At 57.8% G+C, this 15,555-nt stretch carries 15 protein-coding genes; 12 read left to right on the plus strand and 3 right to left on the minus strand.

Going from position 1 to position 15,555, the window contains the following annotated elements:
- Positions 1-13 precede the first annotated feature (13 nt).
- On the minus strand, positions 14-2,086 hold the full coding sequence (locus AB4Z23_RS04560) for a lytic transglycosylase domain-containing protein (protein ID WP_162632350.1): 2,073 nt from the start codon (positions 2,084-2,086) through the stop codon (positions 14-16).
- A 387-nt stretch (positions 2,087-2,473) separates the two neighbouring features.
- On the opposite strand from AB4Z23_RS04560, the gene dapA reads away from it, so the two are divergent.
- Together dapA and smpB are read left to right on the plus strand one after the other, a co-directional pair.
- The gene (gene dapA / locus AB4Z23_RS04565) at positions 2,474-3,358 is read left to right on the plus strand and encodes a 4-hydroxy-tetrahydrodipicolinate synthase (RefSeq protein ID WP_003512226.1); all 885 of its coding nucleotides are present in this window, start codon (positions 2,474-2,476) and stop codon (positions 3,356-3,358) included.
- Between the two features lie 163 nt (positions 3,359-3,521).
- A complete protein-coding gene (gene smpB, locus AB4Z23_RS04570) occupies positions 3,522-4,004 on the plus strand; it encodes an SsrA-binding protein SmpB (RefSeq protein WP_003512228.1) in 483 nt (160 codons plus the stop codon).
- 160 nt (positions 4,005-4,164) lie between these two features.
- Here smpB and AB4Z23_RS04575 read toward each other — a convergent pair whose 3' ends face one another.
- Positions 4,165-5,664, minus strand: a complete 1,500-nt coding sequence (locus AB4Z23_RS04575) for a globin-coupled sensor protein (protein WP_025592897.1) — start codon at positions 5,662-5,664, stop codon at positions 4,165-4,167.
- 224 nt (positions 5,665-5,888) lie between these two features.
- A complete protein-coding gene (locus AB4Z23_RS04580; protein WP_013635795.1) occupies positions 5,889-6,458 on the minus strand; it encodes a LabA-like NYN domain-containing protein in 570 nt (189 codons plus the stop codon).
- Between the two features lie 391 nt (positions 6,459-6,849).
- On the opposite strand from AB4Z23_RS04580, the gene rpoZ reads away from it, so the two are divergent.
- From rpoZ to AB4Z23_RS04630, 10 genes are all read left to right on the plus strand, one after another.
- Positions 6,850-7,242 carry a DNA-directed RNA polymerase subunit omega gene (gene rpoZ, locus AB4Z23_RS04585; protein ID WP_003512234.1) on the plus strand — a complete coding sequence of 131 codons (393 nt, stop codon included), beginning with the start codon at positions 6,850-6,852 and terminating at the stop codon, positions 7,240-7,242.
- Positions 7,243-7,374: 132 nt separating this feature from the next.
- The gene (locus AB4Z23_RS04590) at positions 7,375-9,609 is read left to right on the plus strand and encodes a RelA/SpoT family protein (RefSeq protein ID WP_003512236.1); all 2,235 of its coding nucleotides are present in this window, start codon (positions 7,375-7,377) and stop codon (positions 9,607-9,609) included.
- 196 nt (positions 9,610-9,805) lie between these two features.
- Positions 9,806-9,952: a hypothetical protein gene (locus AB4Z23_RS04595; RefSeq protein ID WP_003496944.1), complete on the plus strand. Its 147-nt coding sequence runs from the start codon at positions 9,806-9,808 to the stop codon at positions 9,950-9,952.
- A gap of 445 nt (positions 9,953-10,397) precedes the next feature.
- Positions 10,398-10,976: a DUF2062 domain-containing protein gene (locus AB4Z23_RS04600; RefSeq protein WP_065661184.1), complete on the plus strand. Its 579-nt coding sequence runs from the start codon at positions 10,398-10,400 to the stop codon at positions 10,974-10,976.
- Positions 10,973-11,377 carry a holo-ACP synthase gene (gene acpS / locus AB4Z23_RS04605; RefSeq protein WP_003512241.1) on the plus strand — a complete coding sequence of 135 codons (405 nt, stop codon included), beginning with the start codon at positions 10,973-10,975 and terminating at the stop codon, positions 11,375-11,377. The genes AB4Z23_RS04600 and acpS overlap by 4 nt, the downstream gene beginning before the upstream one ends.
- Before the next feature lie 211 nt (positions 11,378-11,588).
- Positions 11,589-12,335 carry a signal peptidase I gene (gene lepB, locus AB4Z23_RS04610; RefSeq protein ID WP_003512243.1) on the plus strand — a complete coding sequence of 249 codons (747 nt, stop codon included), beginning with the start codon at positions 11,589-11,591 and terminating at the stop codon, positions 12,333-12,335.
- A complete protein-coding gene (rnc, locus tag AB4Z23_RS04615) occupies positions 12,332-13,045 on the plus strand; it encodes a ribonuclease III (RefSeq protein WP_003512245.1) in 714 nt (237 codons plus the stop codon). The genes lepB and rnc overlap by 4 nt, the downstream gene beginning before the upstream one ends.
- 83 nt (positions 13,046-13,128) lie before the next feature.
- Positions 13,129-14,079, plus strand: coding sequence for a GTPase Era (era, locus tag AB4Z23_RS04620; RefSeq protein WP_162633689.1), 951 nt, complete (start codon positions 13,129-13,131; stop codon positions 14,077-14,079).
- 181 nt (positions 14,080-14,260) lie between these two features.
- Positions 14,261-15,013, plus strand: a complete 753-nt coding sequence (locus tag AB4Z23_RS04625) for a Crp/Fnr family transcriptional regulator (protein ID WP_003512249.1) — start codon at positions 14,261-14,263, stop codon at positions 15,011-15,013.
- Between the two features lie 136 nt (positions 15,014-15,149).
- The gene (locus tag AB4Z23_RS04630; RefSeq protein ID WP_025592901.1) at positions 15,150-15,527 is read left to right on the plus strand and encodes a response regulator; all 378 of its coding nucleotides are present in this window, start codon (positions 15,150-15,152) and stop codon (positions 15,525-15,527) included.
- Positions 15,528-15,555: the final 28 nt, after the last annotated feature.

Genomic DNA, 15,555 nt, shown 5'->3' on the forward strand with positions numbered 1-15,555 from the left:
ATGAACCGGTCTTCTATCCCGCCCGGCCATGACGTAGGTCATCAACAATATCGGCCTGTTGCCCCAGCCTCGTCTTGTAGACCTGATAATTCTCCATCACCCGCTGCACGTAATTGCGGGTTTCGGGGAAGGGGATGCGCTCGATCCAGTCCACGACATCGTCGATAGGCTTGCCACGCGGGTCGCCATAGCGGGCGATCCATTCCGGCACACGTTTCGGGCCGGCATTATAGGCGATGAAGGTGAGGATGTAGGAGCCGCCGAAACTGTCGATCTGTTCGCCGAGATAATGTGCGCCGAGCGTGGCGTTATATCCGGCGTCGCTGGTCAGCATCGCCTGAGTGTAGGGCAGGCCGTGGCGTCCGGCCACGCCCTTGGCGGTTCCCGGCAGCAATTGCAGCAGACCGCGAGCATTCGCAGCGGAGACGGCGGCCGGGTTGAAGGCGCTTTCCTGCCGGGCGATGGCATAGGCAAGCGCCTTGCCGGAGCCGGCAATATTGGCACTGGCGGGAATGACACCGAGCGGATAGGCAAGGGCGGCCGCATCGATGCCCCGGCTGAAGGCCGTCTTGCCGATTTGCAGTGATACCTGATGGTTGCCGTTGCCCTCTGCCCTTGCTGCCAGAATGGCAAGCTCGCCCGGGCTGTCGAGCTGATCTGCCAATGACCTGTAGAGGCTGTCGGCCCGCCAACCGTATCCTGCGGCTTCCAGCCTGTCGATGGCCCGCACCGCTTCGCGGCCAGCAAAGCGTTCACGGTCGGCAGCGCTCGGAGCAGGGTATGTGACGTTCAGCGTCTTTGCATCGATTCGTGCGGCAGCAAGCTGGCCGTAAAAGGTGCCGGAATGGGCAGCCGCCTTGGTGAAGAAATCGCGGGCATTGCCCGGCCCGCCCACTTCCGCCGCCCGCCCCAGCCAATAATAGGCCCGCGAGGCGGAAAGTGGCCGGTTCGAGGTCTGCAAAAGGGTGTTGAAGTGGCGTGAGGCCGTGGCGGGATCGCGCAGTGCCCGCAACGCATACCAGCCAGCATGGAATTCCGCATCGGCAACATCGACGGCTGATGTGGCCGAATGATTGGCAACGATGCGATAGGCTTCGGCAAAATCGCCGAGATCGGCGACGCCGCGCGCGATGATTCGCCGCTCGTTCCACCATTCGCCGGGATTGACGAGTTTTGCCGTGTCCTTCGGCGCCTGCTTCAAAAGTGCTGCGGCTTCCGGATATTTCTGCTGGTTGCGGAGATTTTCGATGCGCGCGAAGAGAAAAGCAGGGTCGCTGCGCAAGTTGGCGTCGACCTTGCCCAGCAGCGCCACGGCATTGCCTGAGCGCTGCAGCACGGCGGCCCAGGCATTGTAGAGCGACTGCGCCTTGCCGAGATCACCGAAACGTTTCGCCTGGCCGATTCGGCTGCGATACATCAGATAATCCATCCGCGCCTTGTGGTCGGCGGGCGTCAGATAAGTGGGGAACTCGGCAAGAACACGGTCTTCCATGTCCTTGTCCATGCCTTCGCTCACCCAGAGCTTGCGAATGAGGCGTTGTGCTTCCAAAGCCTTGCCGGAAGAGGTGAGGGCCTTGGCCAGCACAACGGTGCCCTCGGCTGTTTCCGGCCGGCCGCTGCCAAAAGCGGCAAGCACCTGGGGTGCCGGTGGATTTTCGCGGTAAAGCGCCTTTTCGGAATTGGCGCGCAGCGTCGCCGCACCCGGCCACCCCGCCAGTTCGCTCTGGGCTGTAGTGATTTCGGCGAAAGGCACGTCCTTCTGCCCGGAAATGGCAATCGCCCAGGTAAGAATATGCCGGTCGAGACTGCCTGTCTGCATGGCGTTGCGAAGGGCGATGGCGCGTGTCGTGTCGCGGCTGGAAAGCGCATCCAGTCCCGCTTTAAGCTGGCTTGCATCGTCAGGCCGGTTAAGGCGTGGTATGGCGCCGGTAATTTCGGGCGAGGCCGGCATGAAGGCGGGAACAGCAGGCGCATTCGGCTTCACATAGGGAAGCGGCACGGCAGCTTCCGGCACGGGGCCGGCCAGCGCGTTCCAAACGGTCGCGGCAAGACCTGCCGCCATCAATCCCCAAACTGTCTTTTTCATACCGCTCTTCATCACTGGACGGAAACAATCGACCTTCTTGTATTGTCGTTTCATTGCAGCGGGATTGCGAAATGCGCCAGTGCGTTGCACCTATGAGTTTCGCCTGAGATCCCGCTCTGGAATCTACGGAGACTGTGCTTAACGAAACCTTACTTTCCGCTCGGCACTCCAATCAACTTTAATTCACCGGTCTGCGAGCGGCGTAAAATTCCACCGCCTCGTTTTTTGCCTGCCGCGTGAGCTTCCGCGACTGTCACACTTCCGACAATTTCGGACAAAATAGGCTGCCTTTGCGCTTGTCGGCGCCAAGGGCTGGCACTAATGTGTGCCGGTTTTAACCATCGAATGCGGCCGAAGCATGAACCGGCTCGGCGCCAGGAGCTTTGTATGTTCAAGGGATCAATTCCCGCCCTCATTACCCCGTTCACGGACAATGGTGCCGTGGACGAACAGGCATTTGCCGCCCATGTGGAATGGCAGATTGCCGAAGGCAGCAACGGACTTGTGCCTGTGGGCACGACGGGGGAATCTCCAACCCTGTCCCATGACGAGCACAAACGTGTGGTCGAGCTGTGCATCGAGGTAGCGGCGAAACGGGTTCCGGTCATCGCGGGCGCTGGCTCCAACAATACCGATGAAGCGATCGAACTTGCCCTGCACGCGCAGGATGCCGGCGCGGATGCGCTGCTGGTGGTCACCCCCTATTACAACAAGCCGACGCAGAAGGGGCTTTTCGCCCATTTTTCCGCAGTTGCGGAAGCAGTGAAACTGCCGATCGTCATCTATAACATCCCGCCGCGTTCGGTGGTGGATATGTCGCCGGAAACCATGGGTGCGCTTGTGAAGGCGCACAAGAACATCGTCGGCGTCAAGGATGCGACGGGCAAGCTCGACCGCGTCTCCGAACAGCGGATTTCCTGCGGCAAGGATTTCATCCAGCTGTCCGGCGAAGATGGCACGGCGCTCGGCTTCAACGCCCATGGCGGCGTCGGCTGCATTTCGGTCAGCGCCAATGTTGCGCCACGCCTCTGTTCTGAATTCCAGGCGGCCATGCTAGCAGGCGACTACGCCAAGGCGCTGGAGTATCAGGACCGCCTGATGCCGCTGCACCGGGCCATCTTCATGGAACCTGGTGTCTGCGGCACAAAATATGCGCTTTCGAAGACCCGTGGCGGCAACCGCAAGGTCCGCTCGCCGTTGATGAGCACGCTGGAACCGGCAACGGAAGCGGCAATCGACGCGGCACTGAAGCACGCCGGCCTGATGAACTGAGGGGGCACCTGAAACCCGAAAGGCGCGCAAGGGGACTGCTTCGCGACAGAAGCCGTTTCGCGCGCCTTTTCTTTTCGTAACGACGATACTAAATAGAAACTTGAAAACCGCTCGTGGCGGACAAGCCGCAGGCGCAATAAGAAAAACAAGGGATTGAAATATCATGGCCCCCAAAGGCAGCCAGCGCGTGGTGAACAAGATCGTTGCGGAAAACCGCAAGGCTCGTTTCAACTACGAAATCATCGACACCTATGAGGCGGGTTTGGTGCTGACCGGCACCGAGGTCAAGGCGCTGCGCGAAGGCAAGGCGAACATCGCCGAATCCTACGCATCGGACGAGGGCGATGAAATCTGGCTCATCAATTCCCACCTGCCGGAATATCTGCAGGCCAACCGCTTCAACCACGAGCCGCGCCGCCGTCGCAAGTTGCTGCTGAACAAGCGCGAGATCAACCGTCTGCGTGCCGGCATCAATCGTGAAGGCATGACGCTGGTGCCGCTGAAGGTCTATTTCAACGAAAAGGGCCGTGCGAAGCTGGAACTGGCACTGGCCAAGGGCAAGAAGCTGCACGACAAGCGCGAGACGGAGAAGGAACGCGACTGGAACCGGCAGAAGTCGCGGCTGTTGAAGGGCAACAACGCCTAGAGCTTACTCCCTCATTCCTGCACTTGTCGCAGGAATCAAGCCGCCGCGCGTCCGCGCGGCGAGAGAGTTCTTTTCAGCCCAAGGATTTGGTCTGGCTAGATTGCTGTGACAAGCACAGGAATGAGAGCGGGGATGCTTTCGCCTCTTGAATAGACAGCTCTCACGCCGCCCTATAAGTCCGCTCCACATAGGACGCCGACGCCGAAACACTGAACCGGCTGACCAGTGCCGCCAGATTGGCGCTCACATCGCTCAGATTGTGCGTGGCCGCGTTGGTTTCTTCCACCATGGCCGCATTCTTCTGGGTCAGATTGTCCATGCTGTTGATGGCGGCGCTGATTTCCTGAATGCCGACGGACTGCTCCTGGGCCGCCTTGGTCAGTGAGGTGATATGTTCCTGAATATGATCCACCTTGTTGCCGATCGTATTCAGCGATTGCCCGGTTTTATTGACCAGCGATACGCCCTGCATCACATCCTCCGAGGATTTGGTGATGAGGGTCTTGATCTCCTTGGCGGCGTTGGCTGAACGCTGTGCCAGCTCGCGCACTTCCTGGGCGACGACGGCAAAACCCTTGCCAGCTTCACCGGCACGCGCGGCCTCCACACCGGCATTCAACGCCAGAAGGTTCGTCTGGAACGAAATCTCGTCGATGACGGAAATGATCTGGGTGATCTTCTGCGACGATTCCTCGATGGCGCCCATCGCTTTTACCGCTTCCGTCACCACATCCCGTGACCGCGCCGCTTCGGCGGCCGAGCTTTCGACGATGGCCTTGGCTTCTTCGGAGCGCTGCGCCGAAAGCTTGGAAATGGTGGTGATTTCCTCCACGGCGGCGGCGGTTTCCTCAAGGGCTGCTGCCTGCTGCTCCGTTCTGCGGGCCATGTCGTCGGTAGCCGATGTCAGTTCGCGCGTATTGCCTGATATCTTGTTGGCTTCCTCGACGATCTGCGAGAATGCACCCGCGAGATTGCCGACCGCAGCGTTGAAATTGGCAATCAGCCCCTCGAATTGCGGTGCAGTCTTTTCATTGATGCTGGAGGTGAGGTCGCCATTCGCCAGCTTGTTCAGGGCGTTGTTGAGCAGTTCGAGAACGTGCTCCTGCTCCTTCTTCATCTGCGCCTGTTGTTCCTCGACCTTCAGCCGCTCGGCGGCAAGCACGTCGAGGTAGACGGAGATCGAATAGTCCATGTCGAGAAGGGCGGCCTTGATCGTTACCGTCAGGGCGTCGTTCAGCTTCTTGGCCTTCTTTTCCTGGAAAAGGCCCTTCAGTTCCGAATTGATAACGGCTTTGACGATGCCATCAAGCATCAGCGCGTAACCGCCAATATACCATCTCGGCTCCAGCCCCAGCCTTGCATGGGTACGGCCGATGGCCGTCACGGCATCGGTATAGTCCGAGTTGAAGGCGCCGGAGGCAATTCTTGCCCAGTGTTTCATCTGCATGCCTTTTGCATGCTGGACATGTGCTTCGCTTGCAAAGAACTTCGCCGTTTCCGGCACGGAGCGCGCCTTCGCATAAAAACGGTCGAGAGAGGCGTCGAGAGAGCCTGTAATGACGCCCTTCATGTCCGAAAGGTTTTGTCGTTGCTCCTGGCCAAGCCCCAGAAAATTAAGTCTTTCGTCGAGTTGTTGATTGGTTTTTACTTGGCCATGCATGTCTGAACATCCTGATTTGACACCGAAATCATGTCGTTGGTGCCGTTGGGTGATTTAGACACGTCTAAAATTAACCAAGATATAATTTTGACTGGCCGAATTTGATGTTTGTTAATTTTAAGAGGAATTTTCCGGCAGAAATACACGGTTGTGGAGCCAAACAAAAACGCGCCCGCCTTGCAGACGGACGCGTTGTCATTAGGTCGGCGGCTTAAAAACCGGGATCAGATCGTCTCGGGGCTTTCGACGTGCCGGGCAGGGCGCTCGTTCGGGTCACGCCCGATTTCGGCCTTCAAGGTCATGAGATCAATGAAGTGATCTGCCTGCCTGCGCAGATCGTCGGCGATCATTGCGGGCTGCGTTGCCATGGTGGACACCACGGAAACCTTGCGGCCCTTGCGCTGAAGCGCGTCCACCAGCTTGGTGAAGTCGCCGTCACCGGAAAACAGAACCAGATGATCGACGGTCTCTGACTGTTCCATGGCATCGACAGCAAGTTCGATATCCATGTTGCCTTTGATCTTGCGGCGACCGAGCGCGTCGGTGAATTCCTTCGCCGGCTTCGTCACGACCTTGTAGCCGTTATAATCCAGCCAATCGATCAGAGGGCGGATCGAGGAATATTCCTGATCCTCGATCAATGCGGTGTAATAGTAGGCGCGCAGCAGGTATCCGCGCTTCTGAAACGCCTTAAGAAGCTTGCGATAGTCGATATCGAACCCCAGGCTTTTAGATGCTGCATAAAGATTGGCTCCATCTATAAAGAGCGCAATTTTCTCCCGTGGATCGAACATTCCATCCCATTCCTTTTTTGGAAAGGCCATTATCTGGCTTTTATTTCCGGTCGCAAATGCGAAAAATCATGTCGTATCAACGAATTTTGCGTAGCGCCGTTGCGTTTTAAGTAAGGTAACTTCACCCGTATTCCAAGACAATTCTTCTAGACATTTTGTTCATCAGACGCCAAACAAGGGCAATAAGGTGCCAAAAGACGCCAAAGACAGGAAAAACTTGAATTCCGCGGCCAATGGCTGTATCGGAAGCTGGAAGGCTTCGTCGCGAGGAATCCAAAGCGTTTTTCGCAAGGCACGAAGCGCAGATTCAATAGGTTAGAGCATCCCTTGTGCATCCTCAAGAAAGCACGGCGCTCTGATCCACGACATTACGACTCGCAAAGGACAGGCAATGGCCCGCGTCACAGTTGAAGATTGCATTGATAAAGTAGACAACCGTTTTGAGCTGGTCCTTCTCGCCAGCCACCGTGCGCGCCAGATTTCCCAGGGCTCGTCCATCACGGTTGACCGCGATAACGACAAGAACCCGGTCGTCGCTCTGCGCGAAATCGCCGACGAGATGCTTTCGCCCGACGACCTCAAGGAAGACCTCATCCATTCGCTGCAGAAGCATGTGGAAGTGGACGAGCCCGAGCCCGATCCGGTTACGCTGGCAGCCTCCGCTACTGCCGATGGCGAAGAGGACGACCAGCCGGAAACCGTTACTTTCGACCAGATGTCGGAAGAAGAACTGCTGGCCGGTATCGAAGGCCTTGTGCCGCCGGAAAAAAATGACGACTATTGATCTGACTTTATGACGCCATTGGCAGGCGGTGGTTACCGTCTGTCAATATTTGCCGTCATAATCTGATCCCTATTGATGCAGCATTGTGCGCCGACCCCAAGGTTGGCGCGCTTTCTTTTTGTGGAATATCGCATGATGCGGCAATACGAACTCGTTGAGCGGGTTCAAAAATATAAACCGGATGCGAATGAGGCCCTGCTGAACAAGGCCTATGTTTATGCAATGCAGAAACATGGCCAGCAAAAGCGCGCCAATGGCGACCCCTATATCTCGCATCCGCTGGAAGTTGCCGCCATCCTGACGGAAATGCATCTCGACGAATCGACCATCGCGGTGGCGCTGCTGCACGATACGATCGAGGACACCACCGCTACCCGCGCTGAAATCGACGAGCTGTTCGGTGAGGATATCGGCAGACTGGTGGAGGGGCTGACCAAGCTCAAGAAACTCGATCTCGTCACGCGCAAGGCCAAGCAGGCCGAAAACCTGCGCAAGCTGCTGCTTGCCATTTCCGACGACGTGCGCGTTCTTCTGGTGAAGCTGGCCGACCGCCTGCACAACATGCGCACCATGGAATATATGCCGGCGGACAAACGCAGCCGCATTTCCGAAGAAACCATGGAAATCTATGCGCCGCTCGCCGGCCGCATGGGCATGCAGGACATGCGCGACGAGCTGGAGGACCTGTCCTTCCGTTACCTCAATCCGGAAGCCTATGAGACGGTGACCAACCGCCTTCAGGAACTGGAAACACGCAACGAAGGGCTCATCAAGAAGATCGAGGACGAGCTGCGCGAGCTACTCGTGGCGAATGGCCTTCTCGGCGCCAGCGTCAAGGGGCGTCAGAAGAAGCCCTATTCGGTGTTCCGCAAGATGCAGTCGAAATCGCTCTCTTTCGAGCAGCTGTCCGACGTCTACGGCTTCCGCATTCTGGTGGACGATATTCCCTCCTGTTACCGCGCGCTCGGCATCGTCCACACCCGCTGGCGCGTGGTACCCGGTCGCTTCAAGGACTATATCTCCACGCCGAAGCAGAACGACTATCGTTCCATCCACACCACGATCGTTGGCCCTTCGCGCCAGCGTATTGAGTTGCAGCTGCGCACCAAGCGCATGCACGAAATCGCCGAATTCGGCATTGCCGCCCATGCGCTCTATAAGGACGGCGAAAACGGGGAGGGCGATCTGCTCTCGCCGGAGAGCAACGCCTATTCCTGGCTGCGCCACACCATCGAATCGCTGGCAGAAGGCGACAGCCCGGAAGAATTCCTCGAACATACCAAGCTGGAACTGTTCCAGGACCAGGTGTTCTGCTTCACACCCAAGGGCAAGCTGATTGCGCTGCCGCGTGGCGCGACGCCCATCGATTTCGCCTATGCGGTGCACACCAATATCGGCGACACCACAGTTGGCGCCAAGATCAACGGCCGGATCATGCCGCTTGTGACCCGGCTCAACAACGGCGACGAGGTGGAGATCATCCGCTCCGGCGTGCAGGTTCCGCCCGCTGCATGGGAAGAGGTGGTGGTGACGGGCAAGGCCCGCTCGGCCATCCGCCGCGCCACGCGCATGGCCATTCGCAAGCAATATTCGGGTCTCGGTTACCGTATTCTGGAGCGCACTTTCGAACGTGCCGGCAAGGCCTTCTCGCGTGACGCGCTAAAACCCGTGCTGCATCGTCTGGCGCAGAAGGATGTGGAAGACGCTATCGCCGCCGTCGGGCGCGGCGAGGTCTCCTCGCTCGACGTGCTGCGTGCAGTCTATCCGGATTATCAGGACGAGCGCGTGACTGTGAAGATGACCGGCGACGACGGCTGGTTCAACATGCGCAGCGCTTCCGGTATGGTCTTCAAGATCCCCGGAAAGTCGCGCTCCGTTCTGGAAGACGATGGCGCAGCCGAAATGCTCGATGGACCGGACCCGCTGCCCATCCGTGGCCTTTCCGGCAATGTCGATGTGCATTTTGGTGCCGCCGGCGCCGTTCCGGGTGATCGCATCGTCGGCATCATGGAAAAAGGCAAGGGCATCACCATCTATCCCATTCAGGCGCCGGCGCTGCAGCGTTTCGACGATGAGCCGGAGCGCTGGATTGATGTCCGCTGGGATCTTGATGAGGCGAACAAGTCGCGCTTCATGGCGCGGGTGATGATCAACGCGCTGAACGAACCCGGCACGCTCGCCTCCGTGGCGCAATCAATCGCGACGCTGGATGTCAACATACGCGCCCTGAATATGGTCCGCATCGGCACGGATTTCTCCGAACTGGCGCTGGATGTCGAAGTCTGGGATTTACGGCAACTCAACCAGCTGCTGTCGCAGCTGAAAGACCTCGATTGCGTATCCACGGTCAAACGTGCCTTCGATTGAGGCATTTTTGATCATTCGCACATTCCAAAAGGCCGCTGTTATGCATTCAGTGCATGGCAGCGGCCTTTTACTGTCTCTGGTCGCGCATGTGGTTTGCGACTATCTTCCTTTCAGAAATTGAAAACGGAAAACGCGGCGTGCCGGTGGTCCTACCCCGATGAGAAACGCCATTTCCAAACTGAAAGGACATGAAATCATGTTTACTCCGCTTCGCAAGATCGCCCGTGCAGTTCGTGGCAAGACGACCCAGGAACGCGAATTCGAATATCTCAGCGGCTCCGTGTCGAATGTCGACCTCGAGTTCCGCCAGCGCGAAATCGACCGCGGCCTGTTCCGCCGGTAATGCACTCAGCGCATGGCAGCCGTTCGCCATGCGTATGGGACTTGGAAGGTGGGTGGCCGTTGTCGGTCAGCTCCTTCTCGTGTCTCGTAAGGCTGTGTGAATGCGCGTTACTAACGGGCGTGTACCGTTGTCCGGTCTAAATGATAGGACACGCTGCTTTTGAAACAAATTTGACGGCGAGAGGTGCTTGTTTCCTCGACGTCATCCTTGGCTCGTCCCAGGGATCTGATAACCTTCATTCAATCAATCGTTTGCAAATCCTCGGGACAAGCCTGAGGATGAGGTCAGAGTGTTCGGCAAGGTTCGTATACTCGGTTGTGCCCCGTGGCGTGGGCGGAATTCCAGCTAACGGCCGGAATGACGGGGAAAATATGCCTGCAAAAGAAATCCCCGTGTCGTATACGATGCTCTTGGCTCAGCCGGGGCGATGAAATAGACTGCCCTCATGCCGTTTCGCCGCCGTGAACCCGTTGGTTTTTCAGAGAAGATTCGTGACCTCTTTTGGCCGCGCACGGGTTTTACCCGTTCGCTGCGCTATATGAAGCTGCGTCTCCTGCGGTTGTCTGCGTCTCCGCATTCGATTGCCGCCGGTGTCGCGCTCGGTATCGGCGTGGCGTGGACACCGTTTCTCGGCGTGCATATCATTATCGCCATGGCGCTCGGTTTCCTCATGCGCGTCAATCTGGTTGCGGCAGCACTCGGCACCACCTTCGCCAATCCCCTGACATTTCCGTTCATCTGGGCGTCCACCTGGGAACTGGGGCATTTCCTGCTCGGACGACAGAAGGAGGCGGGGGGTGCGCATGTGGATTTCGTTGCGCTGTTCAGCCACCTCGAATTCCGACAGATATGGAGGCCGGTGCTGGAACCCATGACCGTCGGTGCGCTTCTGCCCGCGGCCGTGAGCGCGGTGATCGCCTATATCACCGTCTATAGCCTCATCAGCGGTTTCCAGCGCCGCAAGATGGAAAATCTCGCGCATCGCGCCGCCAATAAAAACGCGTCTCTGGAGATGTTGAAATGATCCTTGGATTGGGCAGCGACCTGATCGATATCCGCCGCGTCGAACATTCGCTCACCCGTTTCGGTGAACGTTTCACGCACCGCTGTTTCACCGATATCGAGCGCGCCAAGTCCGATGGCCGCAAGAACCGCGCGGCATCCTACGCCAAGCGTTTCGCCGCCAAGGAAGCCTGTTCAAAGGCGCTCGGAACCGGCCTTGCGAACGGCGTTTTCTGGAAGGACATGGGGGTCGTCAATCTGCCGGGCGGCAAGCCGACCATGGCGCTCACCAACGGTGCCGCAGAAAGGCTGGCGGCCATGCTGCCCGCCGGTCACCGCGCCAATATCCATCTGACCATCACGGACGATTACCCTTACGCTCAGGCATTTGTGATTATCGAGGCGCTTCCCGTGAGCGACTGAGACCGGCGGCTGCCGCATTGGCGGCCTATTTGCAGGCGTATGACAGAAGCGCTTCCCTTCCGGCTGGAAAGGTTCTAGAGAAGTCGCAGAAATATGAAAGCGTCGCTGGCTGCGTGAAAAATTGCTTCACCCCGCCGCAGTCGCGAGCAACAACGGCCCGGACGCCTCCGTCAAATCGCAGGAACCGGTAAACAATCAGGCAGGTCTTTAAGTGTCCGAAAAAGCTGAAAAGAAGCAGAACGCCCTCTGGGAAAACGTCAAGGTCATCATTCAGGCGCTGCTGCTGGCCATGGTCATCCGCACCGTGCTGTTTCAGCCCTTCACGATCCCTTCAGGTTCGATGATGCCGACGCTGCTGGTAGGCGACTATCTTTTCGTCAACAAGTTCTCCTACGGCTATTCGAAATATTCGCTGCCCTTTTCGCCGAACCTGTTTTCCGGCCGTATCCTCGAATTCAGCAAGCCCAAGCGCGGCGATGTCGTGGTCTTCCGCCTGCCGCCCAATCCTGAAGTCGATTACATCAAGCGTCTCGTCGGCTTGCCGGGTGACCGCATTCAGGTGACGAACGGCGTGCTGTTCATCAACGGCCAGCCGGTTCCGAAGCAGCCTGATGGCACCTTCACCTCCGATTATCGTGCCGATCCGGGCGCCAATGTACCGGTGTTCCGCGAAACGCTAGATAATGGCGTCACCTTCGACACGCTCGACCAGTCGCCCGATTCGCGCGGCGACAACACCCGCGAATTCCTGGTGCCGGAAGGCCATTATTTCATGATGGGCGATAATCGCGACAACTCGCTCGACAGCCGTTTCGACGTCGGTTTCGTGCCGGAAGAAAACCTGATCGGCCGCGCCAGCGTCATCTTCTTCTCGCTGGGCAATGACACGCCGTTCAGCCGCATTTGGGACTGGCCGTCCAACATGCGCTGGGACCGTCTCTTCAAGGTTGTGGGATGAGCAAGACCAAGCCGCTGTCGATTGCGGAGATTTCCCGTCTCGAAGCGTTGATCGGATATGAATTCAAGGAAAAGGCCCGGCTCGACCGGGCCTTGACCCATGCGAGTGCCCGTTCCGCTGCAGCGGGCAATTACGAGCGGCTGGAGTTTTTGGGCGACCGCGTTCTCGGCCTTTGTGTTGCCGAGCTGTTGTTCTCCACCTTCCGCAACGCCAGCGAAGGTGAGCTTTCGGTTCGCCTCAACCAGCTTGTCAGCGCCGAATCCTGCGCCGCTATCGGCGACGAAATGGGCCTGCATAATTTCATTCGCACCGGATCGGATGTGAAGAAGCTGACCGGCAAGGCGATGCTGAACGTGCGCGCCGATGTGGTCGAAAGCCTGATCGCCACTCTCTATCTGGATGGTGGTCTGGAAGCATCCCGCAAGTTCATTCTGAAATACTGGCAGGGCCGCGCAACGCGCGTAGATGCCGGACGCCGCGATGCCAAGACTGAATTGCAGGAATGGGCGCATGCCAGATTTGCGGTTACGCCCGCTTATCGGGTTGACGATCGCTCCGGACCGGATCACGATCCCAGCTTCACCGTGACGGTGGAAATTCCCGGCGTGAAGCCGGAAACCGGCGTCGAGCGTTCCAAGCGCGCAGCCGAACAGGTGGCAGCAACCAGATTGCTGGAACGCGAAGGCGTCTGGCAGAAAAGCTCCACCTAGAACTGAGCGCCCGAAAGATAGTGGCGCTAAAATCGAGCGCATGGCGAGCCTTGTGGCCGCATGTTGAATACCTCAGACCTTGAATGGATATCATGACCGATCACGAAAACCCCGCCAATGCCGGCGAAGACATCGCCCTTCCGACCCGCTCCGGCTTTGTGGCCCTCATCGGCCCGACCAATGCCGGCAAGTCGACGCTGGTCAACAGGCTGGTGGGTGCAAAAGTTTCGATCGTCAGCCACAAGGTACAGACGACGCGCGCCGTTATGCGCGGCATCGCCATTCACAAAAATGCGCAGATTGTTTTCATGGACACGCCCGGCATCTTCAAGCCGCGCCGCAGGCTCGACCGCGCCATGGTCACTTCGGCCTGGGGCGGAGCGAAGGATGCGGATCTCATCCTGCTGCTGATCGACAGCGAACGCGGCCTGAAGGGTGATGCGGAAGCGATTCTCGAGGGGCTGAAAGATGTTCCGCAGAAGAAAATCCTCTGCCTTAACAAGATCGACCAGGTGAAGCGCGAAGACCTGCTGAAGCTTGCTGCCGCCGCCAATGAGCACGTGACCTTCGACCGGACCTTCATGATTTCGGCCACCAACGGCTCGGGCTGCGAAGACCTGATGGATTATCTGGTCGATACCCTGCCGGAAGGTCCTTGGTATTATCCGGAAGACCAGATTTCCGATCTGCCGATGCGCCAGCTCGCCGCCGAAATCACCCGCGAAAAGCTGTTCCTGCGTCTGCATCAGGAGCTTCCTTACGCCTCGCATGTCGAGACGGAGAAGTGGGAAGAGCGCAAGGACGGCTCCGTGCGCATCGAGCAGGTGATCTATGTCGAGCGCGACAGCCAGAAGAAGATCGCTCTCGGCAAGAACGGCGACGCGATCAAGGCGATCTCCACCGCCTCGCGCAAGGAACTGTCTGAAATCCTCGAACAGCCGGTCCACCTCTTCCTGTTCGTCAAGGTTCGCGAAAACTGGGGCGACGACCCCGAACGTTTCCGCGAAATGGGCCTGGAATTTCCGCGGGGATAAGGCACATCCGGCACATCCACATTCCTGTGACATGCACAGGAATGTGGATGTGCCGGCCGGAAACGGAACGACACACAACGAACATTCTGAATATCTTCAACCTTTTATCGGGAACCGAATGCATTCGGGTGGGTTGTTCCAAAACGATTGGGCGCAACCTTTTTTTCGATGATGGATATTCATGTCGCCAAAAAAACCGAACGGAATTTCCACCACCCCGTGTCAGCACTGTCCCTTGCGCGACCTGCCGCATTTCAGGGACTTTTCCTCTTCCGAACTGGATTTCGTCTCCCGTTTCAAGACAGGGGAACTGGCGGTCGAAAGCGGTTCCGTCATTTTGATGGAAGGGTCGCACAGCGCCCATCTCTACACTGTCCTTCAAGGCTGGGCTTTCCGTTATAAAACACTGGAAGACGGCAGGCGGCAGATCCTCAATTATGTCATGCCAGGCGATCTCGTCGGCCTGCAGGGCACGGTCATGGGGGAAATGCAGCATTCGGTGGAGGCGCTGTCGCCTGTGACACTGTGTGTCTTCGAGCGCTCGCGGCTCAACAACCTCTTCACCGATCATCCGACCCTTGCCTATGACCTGACGTGGATTGCAGCAAGCGAGGAGCGCATGCTCGACAACCACTTGCTCAGCATCGGCCGGCGCACAGCAATCGAGCGTGCTGCCTACCTCATCGCGTTTCTTTACAGCAAGGCAAAGGCGGTTAATCTCGTGCAGGGTGAAACGCCGATCCCTGTAACCCAGCAGCACGTTGCCGATACGCTTGGCCTCTCCATCGTCCACACCAACAAGACCTTGAGAAAGCTTGTCGATCGCGGTCTGATTCGCTGGACGGACAAGGGCTGTCTGGTGCTGGACGATGCCGGACTGAGCCATGTTGCCGGTTGGCAAAACGATGAAAAGCGGCCAAGACCCTTCATCTGATCTTTTTTCGACATGTCTTTTTTAAATGACGTTGGGTCCGTAATTTGCGAACTCTGTCGACATGGCGCTTGAAAATCACATTGGCGACAGCGGCGCAAATCCGTCTGGTTCCCTTCACGTTGAAAGAAGAAGAAACATGGTGCCACAACGCTGCATCATCGTTGAAGATGAATATCTGGTGGCGCTTGACGTCGAGGCGGTTCTCCAGTCCATCGGCGTTGAAACCATCACGATTGCGACGACACTTGCGCAGGCACAGGACGCATTAGGGCGGGATGGCGCCGATTGCGTGCTTCTCGACGTCAGCCTTTCCGACGGCAAGAGTTACGATTTTGCCCGCCACCTGCGCGATCACGGAATTCCCTTCGGTTTCGTCAGCGGTTATGGCGACACGAGTGGTTTTCCCGAAGATCTCGTGCATGCGCCCCTGCTGGGCAAGCCTTTCGGTGAAAACGAAATCGCCGATTTCGTGACAACGCTCGTTGCTGCGGCGCGTGACACCGTAAAAGAATAACGTTTCGCCGTCAGATCGGTTATGATCG

Origin of the sequence: Agrobacterium sp. MCAB5 (assembly GCF_052114365.1) — a bacterium.
Taxonomy (GTDB): Bacteria; Pseudomonadota; Alphaproteobacteria; order Rhizobiales; family Rhizobiaceae; genus Agrobacterium; species Agrobacterium tumefaciens.

What these genes read in the sequence shown, in the direction of transcription:
- AB4Z23_RS04575 (WP_025592897.1), bottom strand. Translation starts at nt 5,664, where the DNA reads ATGCATGGCCAAGTAAAAACCAATCAACAACTCGACGAAAGACTTAAT.
- AB4Z23_RS04590 (WP_003512236.1), top strand. Translation starts at nt 7,375, where the DNA reads ATGATGCGGCAATACGAACTCGTTGAGCGGGTTCAAAAATATAAACCG.
- AB4Z23_RS04600 (WP_065661184.1), top strand. Translation starts at nt 10,398, where the DNA reads ATGCCGTTTCGCCGCCGTGAACCCGTTGGTTTTTCAGAGAAGATTCGT.
- rnc (WP_003512245.1), top strand. Translation starts at nt 12,332, where the DNA reads ATGAGCAAGACCAAGCCGCTGTCGATTGCGGAGATTTCCCGTCTCGAA.
- AB4Z23_RS04580 (WP_013635795.1), bottom strand. Translation starts at nt 6,458, where the DNA reads ATGTTCGATCCACGGGAGAAAATTGCGCTCTTTATAGATGGAGCCAAT.
- era (WP_162633689.1), top strand. Translation starts at nt 13,129, where the DNA reads ATGGATATCATGACCGATCACGAAAACCCCGCCAATGCCGGCGAAGAC.
- AB4Z23_RS04560 (WP_162632350.1), bottom strand. Translation starts at nt 2,086, where the DNA reads ATGAAAAAGACAGTTTGGGGATTGATGGCGGCAGGTCTTGCCGCGACC.
- dapA (WP_003512226.1), top strand. Translation starts at nt 2,474, where the DNA reads ATGTTCAAGGGATCAATTCCCGCCCTCATTACCCCGTTCACGGACAAT.
- AB4Z23_RS04630 (WP_025592901.1), top strand. Translation starts at nt 15,150, where the DNA reads ATGGTGCCACAACGCTGCATCATCGTTGAAGATGAATATCTGGTGGCG.
- smpB (WP_003512228.1), top strand. Translation starts at nt 3,522, where the DNA reads ATGGCCCCCAAAGGCAGCCAGCGCGTGGTGAACAAGATCGTTGCGGAA.
- AB4Z23_RS04625 (WP_003512249.1), top strand. Translation starts at nt 14,261, where the DNA reads ATGTCGCCAAAAAAACCGAACGGAATTTCCACCACCCCGTGTCAGCAC.
- AB4Z23_RS04595 (WP_003496944.1), top strand. Translation starts at nt 9,806, where the DNA reads ATGTTTACTCCGCTTCGCAAGATCGCCCGTGCAGTTCGTGGCAAGACG.
- rpoZ (WP_003512234.1), top strand. Translation starts at nt 6,850, where the DNA reads ATGGCCCGCGTCACAGTTGAAGATTGCATTGATAAAGTAGACAACCGT.
- acpS (WP_003512241.1), top strand. Translation starts at nt 10,973, where the DNA reads ATGATCCTTGGATTGGGCAGCGACCTGATCGATATCCGCCGCGTCGAA.